Genomic DNA, 13,165 nt, shown 5'->3' with positions numbered 1-13,165 from the left:
CACCTCATCACGATCTGCTCTAATCGGCAGTGGGATCCATTTCCTGGACCCGGACGGCCTTGCCGGTCCGGTCGTAATACAGGATGGCGTTTCCGCGCCGCTCGGCATAGCCGTCCGGCGTGCCGTCCTGTGTCCAGAACATCAGGCGGTCGGCGTCAGACTGTTCCACGATTTTGTCGCCGGCCGGGCGGTAGCGGTACTGGCTGAAATCCTTGTGCGCGGTGGGTATCGGCGGCCGTTTCGCCAACTGGTGCAGCGACATGGTCTTGTGCGCTTCTTCTTCGTCGTCGGCCAACGCCGGCGCGGCCATGGCGACAAGGCAGAGGGAGAGTGCCAATCCGCGAAGTACCTTGTCCTGCATGACCGTGATCTCCTTCATCCTGCGGTGCGGTCAGCGGGGAACATCCTCCCTTTTCCCTCCGGGCGCAACTCGAAGGCTACTGGAACGGCAGGTAGCGGAAATCGAAGAAGATCTGGCTGGCGCTGGTCGAGGGCGCGCCGCCGATGCCCCTCCAGGTCTCCACGCGGGAATAGGCAAGCTGGGTCCCGGCCTCGACCGTGCCGTACCGCCCCTTGAGGAACCGCCACCACGCACCGATGGTGAATTCCTGGACCGAGCGGATATTGGCCGTGCAGGCCAGCGGCGACAGTTCGATCTCGCATCCCGCGTTGGAGGCATTCGGGTTGCCGTACCCGTAGGCCGTGCCGTCGGCGGAGAAATAGCTCCGGCCCGATCGTTGCATGCCGTAATAGCCATAGACGTCGATCGCGGAATTGGGGTGGGCGACGATCCCCGCCGTTCCCTGTGCGTCGGGCAACGGCTTCGGCTTGCCGCTGGATGACAGGGTCACGTCGGGCAGCAGGACCGATCCGTAGCGGCCGATGCCCATGCCGGCCAGGCCCGCCAGGCGGATTTCGACCTTGTGCGGAATGACCGGCAGGATCGCCGATCCGCCGCCGCCGCCCGAAATCGCGGTATTGTTCCGCCCGACCCCGTTCACGACCACGCGGTCATGCGGGAAGCGCACGACGCCCTCGGCCTCGTAATGGCCCCAGGCCGGGTCCCATGCGACCTTGCCGATCACGTCGGGTGCGATCTCGTCGGAATAATTGGTGGTGAATTCGGTCAGGCCGGTGCCGTTCGCGCCGACGTTGGCCGTCCCGCCATTGGGCAGCGGGACCGATCCGTTGGCGTTGGCAAAGCCGGTGGTGTCGTAGATCGTGGCGGGGTTTTCGATCGACAGGCCCAGCCACAGCCGGTGATGCATCATGTCATGCACCACGCGCGCCTGCCATTGCCGGGCCCAGGTCTGCCCGGCCAGCATCGAGGATTCGATCGTCTCCGGCAGGCTTTCCTGGCGTGCGATGATGCCCCCGCGGCCGGGCGTCAGCAGGCTCCACGCCTGCCCGATCAGGAAATGATTGTCCGAGCGCGTGTTGTCATAGGCCAGGTATGCCTGCCGCAGGCGCGGAACGTAGGCATTGCTTTCGTACGGATTGGTCGTTTCCGCCCCGGCCCCGAAATCGGTTTCGACGAAACCCGATATGGTGGTGTCGGCATCCACATTGCCCCGCGCCATCAGCGAGAAGCGGCTGTAGCGTGCGCTGCCCTCGAAATTGTTCTCGTGGAAGCTGGACTGGTTCGGGAAGGGCATGGCCTGCCAGTAATTGAACGTGCCCGATGCCATATGGCGGTTTTCCAGCACGGCGGCGGTGTCGAAGAACCCGCCCAGGATGATGCTGACCGGGCCGAGGTGGAACACGCCGTGATCGCCCAGCGCGCCGGCGGCCTGCGCGCCCACGGTTTCCCGGGGATGGGGGCCGACATTGTTGTCGGCGATCCGGTTGACCATGTCCTCGGACCGGCGGCCGACGACGGCGGCCACGGTCGGCTCGTCGAAGCCAATCCGGGGCGGCGGCACGTCCATCGGGGCGGGGGCGGATGTCGCGGCAACCGTCGCGGGCGGCGCGGCATCGGCCACCGGCGCGCCACGGTCCTGGCTGTCGATGCCGGCCAGGCTTTCGGGCGCCGTCACCTTCATGGCCGACGAGGCATGGGGCGCGGCCGAGGCGGCTTCCCGTACCGGTTGCCTGGCCGCCGCCGTGCCGCCGGCATGGCCGCCCGTCAGGCGCGCGCGGTGTCGCGCCAGTTCCTGGCGCATCGCCATCAGGTCTTTCTGCAGTTCTAGCTGCTGCGCCTGGATGCGCGCGATCCGGCTTTCCATCGCATCGATCTGCGCGGCTTCGTCCTGCGCCGAGGCATGGGCGGGAGCAACGGTGGCGCCGCACAGCAGCAGCACCGACAGGCGCCATGGAAGCGGGGAAGTACGCACGGAAATCCACATTGACGGCAGCATCGCTCGATGATGATCGGGCATCATTATGTCAAAATATGTCGGAATAGTGCGTAAACAAGAATTTCATTTAAAAATCACATTGTAACGATTCATTCTAAATGTGAATATCATTCATTCAATATGAAATGCATGTCCGGCAATAGCGGGACATCCTGACCCTGTACTGCCGGATCGGCCGTGCCGCCCCCATGGGATGGCCTTCATTTTTCAGGCGGCGTTGGGCACGCGGGCGGTGATGGCATATACCGTGTCGCGCCAGGAGGGCGTGTCGGCCGGGGGGTGGACCTCGCCGCTGTCGATTCCGGCAAATCCTGCCCGTTGCAGCAGGATGGTCAGCAGGCGACGCCGATCGGTGCTGTCCAGCGCCTGCCACAGCGCCACGGCCTTGCCGGCGATCACCCGGTCCGAGAACGTCACGATCACCACCCCGCCCGGACGCAGCACGCGCCGGATTTCGGCCAGCGTCGCCATCGGCTGGCGCAGGTAGGGCGCGACATCGCACAGGCAGGCCACATCGACGGCGTCGTCGGGCAGCGGCAGGGTGGGGGTCGCGTTCAGGTCCTGCACGATCCGGTGGCCGATGCGCGGATTGTCGGCCATCGCATCGGCGTCCAGCCCGATGCCGATGACGGAGCCATAGGTCGCGTCGCGCGGCAGGTGGCTGTCCGGCCCGGCCATCAGGTCCAGCACGTCCGCGCCCTCGGCCACCAGGGTATGGTACAGCGCGGTGACGGCGGATTGCGCCCCGGGGTCCATCAGGGGGCCGGGATCGCGCCTGGCAAAGAACGACGCGTCGGGTTCGTCGCTGGCGACGGTGAAGGCGGCGGGGTGGAAGCCGTGCGGTTCGTCGGTCATGCCCCGCACATGCGACAGGTCGGGCGGAAAATCCAGACCCACAATGCCGGCCGGGCCGCTATACATCCGCCACCCTGTCGATAAAGGAGTCCGAAACGATGGCGAAGCTGATCCATTCCATGATCCGCGTGCGCGACGAAGCCGCGTCGCTGGCATTCTACGAACGCGCCTTCGGCCTGCGCGTGGCCGACCGGCTGGTCTTCGATGGTTTCACCCTGATCTACCTGTCCAATGCCGAACAGACATTCGAACTGGAACTGACGGTCAACCACGACCGCGACCGCCCCTATGACCTGGGGGACGGCTACGGCCACCTGGCGGTGTCGGTCGCGGATATCGACGCCGAACATGACCGCTTCACGCGGGAAGGTCTGTCGCCGCTGGCGGTCAAGCAATTGTCGCTGGGCGAGCGGGTCGTGGGGCGCTTCTTCTTCGTCGCCGACCCGGACGGCTATCGGATCGAAGTGCTGCAACGCGGCGCCCCGGGCCGGTTTCTCTGACGGCTGCAAGCTTGTCTCGCACTCCGCCGATGCGTGCCGTATAAGGCGCGCATGATGACCCCGTTCCACAAGATGCACGGCCTGGGCAACGATTTCGTCGTGGTGGACGAACGCGCCGAACGGTACGGCCTGACGCCGGCCCGCATCGCGGCGCTGGCCGACCGCCATCGCGGGATCGGCTGCGACCAGTTCGTGGTCCTGCAACCCGCCACCCGCGACGGCGCGGACGTCCTGGTGCGGTTCTTCAACGCCGACGGCACCGAGGCCGGGGCCTGTGGCAATGCCTCGCGCTGCGTCGCGGCGCTGCTGTGGCGGCAGGAGGGGCGGCGCGAGACGGTGCTGCAGACCCGGGCCGGCCTGCTGCCTGCCCGGGTGGATGACGCGGGCGTCGTCACCGTGGACATGGGCCGCCCGGCCCTGGACTGGCGCGACGTGCCGCTGGCGCGGGCGGCCGATACGCTGCACCTGCCGCTGGCGGGAGACCCGGCGGCGGCCTCGATGGGCAATCCGCACGCCACGTTCTTCCTGGACGACATGCTGGACCTGGACCCGGTCGTGGCCGGGCCGTTGCTGGAACATGATCCGCTGTTTCCCGAACGGGCCAATATCGGCTTCGCGCATGTCCGCTCGCGCACCGAACTGCGCCTGCGCGTGTGGGAGCGCGGCAGCGGCCTGACCCTGGCCTGCGGCTCCGGCGCCTGTGCGGCGGTGGTGAACGCCGTCCGGCGCGGGCTGGTGGAACGGACCTGCACGGTCGGGATGGATGGCGGCGCGCTGTCCGTTTCGTGGCGCGCGCAGGATGACCCAGGGGAAGGGGGGCATGTGCTGATGACCGGCCCCGCCACCGTCAGCTTCGTCGGCACGTTCGATCCCGAAGGCTATCCGTCATGACCGCCAAGCCGGAGATCCTGACCTTCGGGTGCCGCCTGAACACCTATGAGAGCGAGGTGATGCGCGGTCACGCGGCGGCGCTGGACGACGTGATCATCGTCAATACCTGCGCGGTGACGGCCGAGGCCGAGCGGCAGGCCCGCCAGGCGATCCGGCGCGCCCATCGCGACCGGCCCGGCGCGCGGATCGTCGTGACCGGCTGCGCCGCGCAGATCGACCCGGACCGCTGGTCGGCGCTGCCGGGCGTCACCCGCGTCCTGGGCAATCGCGAGAAGCTGGAGGCCGCAAGCTGGACCCCCGCCGCGATGCAGGACGGCCACGCCGTATCCGACATCATGGCGGCGACCGAGACGGTGCCGCATCTGGTGACGGAATTCGCCGGCCGTACCCGCGCGTTCGTCGAGGTGCAGCAGGGCTGCGACCATCGCTGCACCTTCTGCATCATCCCGTTCGGCCGGGGGCCGTCGCGCTCGGTTCCGGTCGGGGCAGTGGTGGAACAGGTCCGTGCCCTGGTCGCCTCGGGCTATCGCGAGATCGTGCTGACCGGGGTCGACATCACCTCGTGGGGCGGCGACCTGCCGGGCCGTCCGGCGCTGGGGCAGCTCTGCCGGCGGGTGCTGGCGCTGGTACCGGAACTGGAGCGGCTGCGCCTGTCCTCGGTCGATCCGGTGGAAATCGACGACGATCTGTGGCGCCTGCTGGCGCAGGAGGGGCGATTCATGCCCTATCTGCACCTGTCGCTGCAGGCCGGGTCGGACATGGTGCTGAAGCGGATGAAGCGCCGGCACCTGGTCGAGGACGTGGCGCGCGTGCTGGACCGCGCCCGTGCCTGCCGCCCCGACCTGGGGATCGGCGCCGACGTCATCGCGGGCTTCCCGACCGAGACCGATGCCCTGTTCGCCGAAACGCTGGATTTCGTGCGTGCGCAGCGCCTGCCGTACCTGCACGTCTTTCCCTATAGTGAGCGGCCGGGCACCCCGGCGGCGCGGATGCCCGCCGTGCCCGTGGCCGTGCGCAAGGAGCGCGCGGCCCAACTGCGCGCGGCGGGGCAGGCGGCGGCGCGGGACTATCACGCCAGCCTGCTGGGGCGGACGCTGAACGTGCTGCTGGAAACCGCGACCACTGGCCATTCCGAGGAATTCGCCCCCGTCCGGCTGGCCCCGGACAGGCTGGACGGTACTGCGGCCGAGGCGGGGCGGATCGTGACCGTCCGGGCGACGGCGATTGACGAAAACGGACTGGTGGCGGAAACCCTCTGACATGGCACTTGGTTTTTTCTCCCGCCTCAAGGCGGGGCTGTCCCGTTCGACCCAGAAGCTGGGCGGTGGCATCGCCGCGGTCTTCACGCGCCGCAAGCTGGATGACGAGGCGCTGGAGGAGCTGGAGGATCTGCTGATTTCGGCGGATCTCGGCCCTGCCGTCGCGGCGCGGATCATCGAATCGTTCCGTCATTCCCGCTTCGGCGCCGAGGTCACGGACGACGAGGTCCGCGACGCGCTGTCGGCCGAAATCGCCCAGGTTCTGGAACCCGTGGCCGTGCCGTTCGTCCCCGATCCGCAGCGCAAGCCGCATGTGGTGCTGGTGGTGGGCGTGAACGGCACCGGCAAGACCACGACCATCGGCAAGATGGCGCGCTATTACGGCGAGCAGGGGCTGAAGGTCATGATGGTGGCCGGCGACACCTTCCGCGCCGCCGCCGTCGAGCAGTTGCAGGTCTGGGGCCAGCGGGTGGGCGCGCCGGTCATCGCCGGGCCGCCCAACGCCGACGCCGCCGGCCTGGCGTTCGAGGCCCTGAAGCGCGGCCAGGCCGAGGGCTGCGACCTGCTGCTGATCGACACCGCCGGGCGCCTGCACAACAAGGGCGCGCTGATGGAGGAACTGGCCAAGATCATCCGCGTGATGCGCAAGTTCGACGAAAGCGCGCCGCATTCCGTGCTGCTGGTCCTGGACGCGACCACCGGCCAGAATGCGATCGAGCAGGTGCGGGTGTTCAAGGAACTGGTCAACGTCACCGGCCTGGTCGTGACCAAGCTGGACGGTTCGGCGCGCGGCGGCATCGTGGTGGCGCTGGCCGACACGTTCGGCCTGCCGGTCCATGCCGTGGGCGTGGGCGAGCAGGCCGAGGATCTGCGCCCGTTCTCGGCCGAAGCCTTCGCCAGGGGGCTGGTCGGGGATTCCGTGCGCCTGACCCCGCGAGAGGGCGGGGAGGCGACGGAGGAAAAGGAGGACGGCCCGGCCTGACGCCGGGAACCGTCCCGTTCCGTCAGAGCGGCAGGATCCGCCCGGAGACTTCGCCCAGCGCCTGGATGCCCGGGAGAACCTTGCCCTCCAGCCATTCCAGGAACGCGCCGCCGGCGGTCGAGGTATAGGACATTTCGTCCGCCACGCCGGCATGGCGCAGCGCGGACACCGTGTCCCCGCCGCCCGCGACGCTGGTCAACTGGCCGGCCTGGGTCCGCCGCGCGACTTCCGCCGCGACCAGGTTGGTGGCGGTGTCGAAGGGATGCAGTTCGAACGCGCCCAGCGGGCCGTTCCAGACCAGGGTCTTCAGGCCCACGATCTTCTGGATCAGCAGGGTGACCGTCTCGGGCCCCGCATCCAGCATCATCGCATCCGCCGGGATCTCGTCGATCGGCACCGTTCTGGTCGGCGGATCGGCCCGGAATTCCGTCGCCGTCACCGCATCGACCGGCAGCACGATCTCGCACCCGCGTTCCTCGGCCTTGGCCATGATCGCGCGCGCCGTGTCGTGCATGTCCGCTTCCTGCAGCGACTTGCCGACCCGCACCCCGTTGGCCGCCAGGAACGTGTTGGCCATCGCGCCGCCGATGATCAGCACGTCGACCTTGTCCAGCAGGTTGCCGATCAGGTCCAGCTTGGTGGAGATCTTGGCGCCGCCGACGATCGCGCCGACCGGACGGACCGGGTTTTCCAGCGCGACGTTCAGGGCGTTCAGTTCCGCCTCCATCAGCCGCCCGGCGAAGGACGGCAGGAAGCGGGCGACGCCCTCGGTCGAGGCATGGGCGCGATGGGCGGCGGAAAACGCGTCGTTGACGTAGTCATCCGCCAGTGCGGCCAGCGCCTTGGACAGGTCGGGGTCGTTCTTTTCCTCGCCGGCATGGAAGCGCGTGTTTTCCAGCACCAGGACGTCGCCGTCCTGGAGCTTGGAAACGGCTTCCTCGGCCACCGGGCCGATGCAGTCGTCGGCGAACTGCACCGGACGGCCCAGCGTCGTGCCCAGGGCGGCCGCGATCGGCGCCAGCGACATCTCCGGCACCCGCTGGCCCTTCGGGCGGTCGAAATGGCTGACGACGATCACGCGCGCGCCCTTGTCCGCCAGTTCGCGGATGGTGGGGGCCAGGCGCTCGATGCGCGTCAGGTCCGTGATCTTCCCGTCGCGGACGGGCACGTTCAGGTCCGCGCGCAGCAGGACCTTGCGTCCTTTGGGCTGGAGCGCATCCAGCGTCTTGAAAGACAGCGCCGCCATCACAGAGATCCGAACAGCGCTGCGGTATCGGACATGCGGTTGGAAAAGCCCCATTCATTGTCGTACCAGCTGCACACCCGGACCAGCTTGCCGCCATCGACCAGCGCGGTCTCGGTCGCGTCGAAGGTCGAGGATGCGATGCTGTGGTTGAAGTCCGAGCTGACCAGCGGCGCGGTGTTGTACGCCAGGATCCCCTTCAGCGGGCCTTCGGACGCGGCCTTCAGCATCGCCGCGTTCACCTCTTCGACCGAGGCCGGGATGCGGGTCGGCACGAAATCGAGCGAGACGAGCGACACGTTGGGCGTGGGCACGCGGATGGCGGTGCCGTCCAGCTTGCCCTTCAGGTGCGGCAGCACCAGACCGACCGCGCGCGCGGCGCCGGTCGAGGTCGGGATGATGTTCATCGCCGCCGCGCGGGCCCGGCGCGGGTCCTTGTGCAGCGTGTCCACCGTGCGCTGGTCGCCGGTATAGGAATGGATGGTGACCATGTAGCCGCGCTCGATGCCGAACGTCTCGTCCAGCACCTTGGCGATGGGCGCCAGGCAGTTGGTGGTGCACGAGGCGTTGGAGATCACCGTCATGTCGCTGGTCAGCGTATCCTGGTTCACGCCATAGACGATGGTGGCGTCGACATGCGTTCCGGGGGCCGAGATGATGACCTTGCGCGCGCCGGCCTCGATCAGGTGCGCCGCCTTTTCCTTGGTCGTGAAGCGGCCGGTGCATTCCAGCGCGACGTCCACGCCGTCGAACGGCACCTTGGTCGGGTCGGCCTCGGCCGAGACCGCGATCGGCGCATAGGTGCGACCGTTGGCGGTGATGACGATCGCATTGCCCTCGACCCGCACGTCGGCGGGGAAGCGGCCATGGATGCTGTCATAGCTCAGCAGGTGGGCGTTGTCCGCGACGCTGCCGAGGTCGTTGATGGCCACCGGCACCACGTCGGTGCGTCCGCTTTCGATGATGCCGCGCAGGACGAGGCGGCCGATGCGGCCGAAACCGTTGATTGCGACTTTGACAGCCATTCTATTGCTCTCCCGAGTATTCAGCCGTTACGGAATGTCGGCCGTAGCTGGACGGTGCCTCCGGCGGCGTATCGTCCGCGGCCACCTTCCGCTTTCTGCCCGGACGGCGCGTGAAAGTCACGTCCCGTCTCGCTGATCAGGTGAATCGCCGTCTGGTGGATCCGTTCGGCGGTAATGCCCAGACGGCGATAGAGTTCGCTGGACGGCGCGGTCTCGCCGAAATCCTCCATGCCGATGAAGGCGCCGCGCGGCCCCAGCCACCGGTCCCAGCCGAAGCCCGACGCGGCCTCGATGCCGATGCGTGGCGCGCTGCCCAGGACCTGCTCGCGATAGGAGGCGTCCTGGCGGTCGAACAGTTCCCAGCAGGGCAGGGAAACCAGGGCCGCGTGAATCCCGTCCCGGACCAGGAGCTGCTGGGCCTGGCGGGCGATGGCGACCTCGCTGCCGGTGGCGACCAGCGTGACCTGGCGGGGGCCCCGTGCCTCTTCCATGACATAGCCGCCGTGCGCGCTGGCGCCGCGCGACCGGCGGCCGCGCAGGTCGGGGAATTCGGCCTGGCCGGCCGAAACGGGGCACAGCGCGATCAGGCTGGGCCCGTCGGCCCGGTGCAGCGCCAGTTCCCAGCATTCCGTGGTTTCGCGCCGGTCGGCGGGGCGGAAGACCGCGACATTGGGCATGGCGCGCAGGCTGGCCAGCTGTTCGACCGGCAGCCAGCCCGCCCCGTCCTGGCCCAGCGCCAGCCCGTCATCGGTCAGCAGGTAGATGACCCGCCTGCGCATCATCGCGGCGAAGCGCAGTGCCGGGCGCATCCGGTCCACGGCGACGAAGGTCGTGGCCCCGCACGGGATCAGGCCCCCATGCAGCGCGATTCCGTTCAGCAGCGCGGCCAGGCCATGCACCCGGGTGCCGCAATCGCCCGCGGCGGCATCGTCCGGGCGGATCGGGCCGGTCAGCTCGCCCCCCCGGCGCGATGCCAGGCACAGCATTTCCGGCACCAGGCCGCGCAGGATGTCCAGCCCGCGCCGGCCGTATCCCAGGGTTCCCTGCTCGTAGGGCGCGGGGTCCGAACCGTGCCCGGGGCCGGGTGGCGGTGCCCCGGTGCCGACCTGCCACGACCGGGCCCAGTCCTCGCGCCAGAAGGAGGGCAGGCGTCCCGCCGTCACGCGGTCGAATTCCCCGCGCTGCCGGTGCTTGGCCAGCCGCCGCAGCCACGCCCGCCGGGCCGAGGCCCCCCGGCGGGCGACGCGGGGCCACAGCAGGGTGGACAGGTCCTGCAGCGCCGGCAGGTCGCGGGGGGCATTTTCCCCCGGGGCGGCGGCCGCGTTCGGGGGAGGCGCGATGGAACAGGCGACGACGCATGGCTTGCGCGAGCGCGTCGCGGCCGACAGCGCGGCATGCACCGCGTCGGGATCGTCGGCGGCGACCTTGCGCACCGACCAGCCGGTCGCGGCGTAGCGCGCCAGCGTGTCCTCGGCCTCGCTTTCATCCTGCGGCGGGATTTCGAACAGCACCGTGATGCGGTCCAGCCCCATGCGCGCGGCCAGCGAGGCAGCTTCCATCGCGACCCCGGTGGACAGTTCGGTGCCGCAGGACAGGACCCAGATCCGGTGGTTGACGATCGACCGTCCGAAGCGCGCCGCCATGCGGCGTTCGGCCAGCGCCATGCCGATGGCGGCACCCAGCCCCTGGCCGCCGGGGCCGAATGCCATTTCCACGGCCGGGTGGGCGCCATATTCCATCACCGCCTCGCCGGGGGACGTGACCTGCCCGGCCAGGCGCATCAGGGCGTTCCGCAGCGGGCGGTGGCGGGTCGACGACACGACGAAGCGGTCGCGATCCGGCCAGTCGGGGCAGGCCGGGTCGAATCGCAGGAACTGGTTCCACAGCACGCAGGCCGGGACGGCCATCGCCGCCGCGCGGCAGGCTGCCTCCGCGTCGTCCACGGCGGCGCCGATGAAGCCGCGCACGGCGTCGCCCAGCGCGTGGACCATGTTCCGCGCGTCCGGATCGGCGGGCGCCATGCCGGGTCCCGCCTCGGCAGCAGGGTCGTCGTCCAGGTCCGGCATCGGGGTGCGCGCGCGTGCCATGGAACGATGGTTTAGGATCGTGGCGGGCGGCCCGCAAGCGCACGCTCGCAACCCCGGCGTCCTCCCGGCGCCCGCGGCCGGTTTTGCGCTCTTGCTCCGCGATGCGGATGCTGCAACCGTGCGCGCATGTTCCATCCCTCCCGTCCCGAACTGTTTCTGCTGGCTGCGACAATGGCGGGGACGCTGTGCCTCGCCTCGTGCAACCTGGTGGACCAGCGGACCTTCGATCCGCGGGCCAGCCGCGCGCCCCGTCCGCACTATCCCCCCCCGCCGCCCGCGCCGAAGCCGGTCCCGCCGCTGGTGGAAATCCGGCACGGCACGCCGCCCGAACAGTGGCAGCCGGCCCTGAAGGGGGCGGTGACCCGGGCGATGGCGCGCAAGCCGAACGTGCTGTTCGTGGTGACGGTCATCGTTCCGTCGGGCCGACGCCGGCGCAGGAAAGCGCCGCCCTGGCCCGCGCGACGGCCACGTACGGGCAGCCGGTGCCTCCTGCGATCGTGGCGGACGGCGCCGGGCCGGCACAGGTGGAAATAACCGCTATGTCGGATTCGACGATGACCTCGGGCGTGATCCGGGTGTATGTGCGATGAACCGTAAAGGTAATCCGCACAGCGGACCCGGACGAACCGTAACGGCGAATGCCGCGCGGGCCAGTGCCCCGCAACCGGCATCGCGGGAGAATTCCTCAGTGGCCAGTATCGACGTGGGTGGGCATCCTTTCTACCGTTTTTGCCGGTCGGCATTGCAGGATATTCGCCAGCAGGGTCGCTACCGCCAGTTCACCCCGCTGGCACGCCAGGCCGATCGGTACCCGGTCTACGAATACGGCGCCGTCCGCCCGCCCGAGGGGCGTGACGTGGTGGTCTGGTCGGCGAACGACTATCTGGGCATGGGCGTCGAGCCCGCCGTGGCCGAGGCCGCGATCGCCGCGATCCGCGAACACGGGGCCGGGGCCGGGGGCACCCGCAACATCGCCGGTACCAGCCCCCTGCACGCGGCGCTGGAGGCCGAGCTGGCCGACCTGCACGGCAAGGAAGCCGGGCTGCTGTTCGTGTCGGGCTATGTCTCGAACCAGGCCAGCCTGCAGACGATCCTGACCAGCATGCCGGGCTGGATCTGCTTTTCCGACCGGCAGAACCATGCCTCGATGATCGCCGGCATCAAGGGCGCGCGCGGTTCGTCCTGCGTCATCTTCGAACATAACGACCTGGCCGACCTGGAGGCCAAGCTGGCGGCGGCCCCGCGCGACGTGCCCAAGCTGGTCGCGTTCGAAAGCGTCTATTCGATGGATGGCGACATCGCCGATATCGGGGCGACCTGCGCCCTGGCGCGGAAATACGGCGCCATGACCTATCTGGACGAAGTGCACGCCGTGGGGCTGTACGGTCCGCAGGGCGGCGGCGTGGCCGAGCGCGACGGCGTGGCCGACCAGGTGGACATCATCGAGGGCACGCTGGCCAAGGGCTTCGGCGTCCATGGCGGCTATGTCACCGGGTCGGCCGAACTGATCGATTACCTGCGCTGCGCGGCGTCGGGTTTCATCTTCACCACATCGCTGCCGCCGTCGGTGGTGGCCGCGGCCCTGGCCAGCGTGCGCATGGTGCGCAAGGATGCCTGGCGGCGCGAACGGATGTTCGAACGCGTGGCGGCCTTCCGCGCGCGGCTGACCGCGGCGGGCGTGCCCTTCATGCCCACGCCCAGCCATATCGTGCCGATTCCGGTGGGCGATGCCGATCGCTGCATGGACATCAGCCGCCGCCTGCTGTCGGAATACGGGCTGTACGCGACGCCGATCAACTACCCCACCGTCCCGCGCGGCACCGAGCGGCTGCGCCTGACCCCGGGCCCGTTCCACACCGACGAGATGATGGACGAAATGACCGCCGCGCTGGTCACGCTGCTGGGGCTTTCCGACCAGCGCAAGGTCGAGGCGGCCTGAAAAGGAAGCTGGGCGTAATGCCCTGCT

At 69.2% G+C, this 13,165-nt stretch carries 12 protein-coding genes; 6 read left to right on the top strand and 6 right to left on the bottom strand.

Translation table 11 applies throughout. The features are described 5' to 3' along the window. Nucleotides 1-19: 19 nt before the first annotated feature. The 3 genes from GDI_RS11030 to GDI_RS11020 all read right to left on the bottom strand — a co-directional run bounded on the left by GDI_RS11030 (nucleotide 20) and on the right by GDI_RS11020 (nucleotide 3,212). Nucleotides 20-379, bottom strand: coding sequence for a hypothetical protein (locus GDI_RS11030; protein WP_012226198.1), 360 nt, complete (start codon nucleotides 377-379; stop codon nucleotides 20-22). Between the two features lie 58 nt (nucleotides 380-437). Further along, the gene (locus GDI_RS11025) at nucleotides 438-2,345 is read right to left on the bottom strand and encodes a hypothetical protein (RefSeq protein ID WP_012553180.1); all 1,908 of its coding nucleotides are present in this window, start codon (nucleotides 2,343-2,345) and stop codon (nucleotides 438-440) included. A gap of 219 nt (nucleotides 2,346-2,564) precedes the next feature. Next, nucleotides 2,565-3,212: a class I SAM-dependent methyltransferase gene (locus GDI_RS11020; protein WP_041249781.1), complete on the bottom strand. Its 648-nt coding sequence runs from the start codon at nucleotides 3,210-3,212 to the stop codon at nucleotides 2,565-2,567. A gap of 98 nt (nucleotides 3,213-3,310) precedes the next feature. Here GDI_RS11020 and GDI_RS11015 point away from each other — a divergent pair, with 98 nt between their 5' ends. Genes GDI_RS11015 through ftsY form a run of 4 tightly spaced genes read left to right on the top strand, consistent with a single transcriptional unit; the run spans nucleotide 3,311 to nucleotide 6,844 of the window. Then, on the top strand, nucleotides 3,311-3,712 hold the full coding sequence (locus GDI_RS11015; RefSeq protein WP_012226195.1) for a VOC family protein: 402 nt from the start codon (nucleotides 3,311-3,313) through the stop codon (nucleotides 3,710-3,712). Between the two features lie 51 nt (nucleotides 3,713-3,763). Continuing rightward, nucleotides 3,764-4,603, top strand: a complete 840-nt coding sequence (gene dapF / locus GDI_RS11010) for a diaminopimelate epimerase (protein WP_012553178.1) — start codon at nucleotides 3,764-3,766, stop codon at nucleotides 4,601-4,603. Further along, nucleotides 4,600-5,862 carry a tRNA (N(6)-L-threonylcarbamoyladenosine(37)-C(2))-methylthiotransferase MtaB gene (gene mtaB, locus GDI_RS11005; protein ID WP_012226193.1) on the top strand — a complete coding sequence of 421 codons (1,263 nt, stop codon included), beginning with the start codon at nucleotides 4,600-4,602 and terminating at the stop codon, nucleotides 5,860-5,862. The genes dapF and mtaB overlap by 4 nt, the downstream gene beginning before the upstream one ends. A 1-nt stretch (nucleotide 5,863) precedes the next feature. Continuing rightward, the gene (gene ftsY, locus GDI_RS11000; protein ID WP_012226192.1) at nucleotides 5,864-6,844 is read left to right on the top strand and encodes a signal recognition particle-docking protein FtsY; all 981 of its coding nucleotides are present in this window, start codon (nucleotides 5,864-5,866) and stop codon (nucleotides 6,842-6,844) included. 22 nt (nucleotides 6,845-6,866) lie between these two features. On the opposite strand, the gene GDI_RS10995 is transcribed toward ftsY, so the two are convergent. The 3 genes from GDI_RS10995 to GDI_RS10985 are packed head-to-tail and all read right to left on the bottom strand — an operon-like array spanning nucleotide 6,867 to nucleotide 11,199. Further along, nucleotides 6,867-8,090 carry a phosphoglycerate kinase gene (locus GDI_RS10995; RefSeq protein WP_012226191.1) on the bottom strand — a complete coding sequence of 408 codons (1,224 nt, stop codon included), beginning with the start codon at nucleotides 8,088-8,090 and terminating at the stop codon, nucleotides 6,867-6,869. Further along, the gene (gap, locus tag GDI_RS10990) at nucleotides 8,090-9,112 is read right to left on the bottom strand and encodes a type I glyceraldehyde-3-phosphate dehydrogenase (RefSeq protein WP_012226190.1); all 1,023 of its coding nucleotides are present in this window, start codon (nucleotides 9,110-9,112) and stop codon (nucleotides 8,090-8,092) included. The genes GDI_RS10995 and gap overlap by 1 nt, the downstream gene beginning before the upstream one ends. 20 nt (nucleotides 9,113-9,132) lie before the next feature. Then, a complete protein-coding gene (locus GDI_RS10985; RefSeq protein WP_231854094.1) occupies nucleotides 9,133-11,199 on the bottom strand; it encodes a transketolase-like TK C-terminal-containing protein in 2,067 nt (688 codons plus the stop codon). 126 nt (nucleotides 11,200-11,325) lie between these two features. On the opposite strand from GDI_RS10985, the gene GDI_RS10980 reads away from it, so the two are divergent. Both GDI_RS10980 and hemA read left to right on the top strand, forming a co-directional pair. After that, nucleotides 11,326-11,733, top strand: coding sequence for a hypothetical protein (locus GDI_RS10980; RefSeq protein ID WP_050935017.1), 408 nt, complete (start codon nucleotides 11,326-11,328; stop codon nucleotides 11,731-11,733). 154 nt (nucleotides 11,734-11,887) lie between these two features. Further along, nucleotides 11,888-13,138: a 5-aminolevulinate synthase gene (hemA, locus tag GDI_RS10975; RefSeq protein WP_173363375.1), complete on the top strand. Its 1,251-nt coding sequence runs from the start codon at nucleotides 11,888-11,890 to the stop codon at nucleotides 13,136-13,138. Nucleotides 13,139-13,165: the final 27 nt, after the last annotated feature.

Origin of the sequence: Gluconacetobacter diazotrophicus PA1 5 (assembly GCF_000067045.1) — a bacterium.
Taxonomy (GTDB): Bacteria; Pseudomonadota; Alphaproteobacteria; order Acetobacterales; family Acetobacteraceae; genus Gluconacetobacter; species Gluconacetobacter diazotrophicus.
Note: the sequence above shows the minus strand (reverse complement) of the source record. Positions and strands in the feature narration are given on the sequence as shown.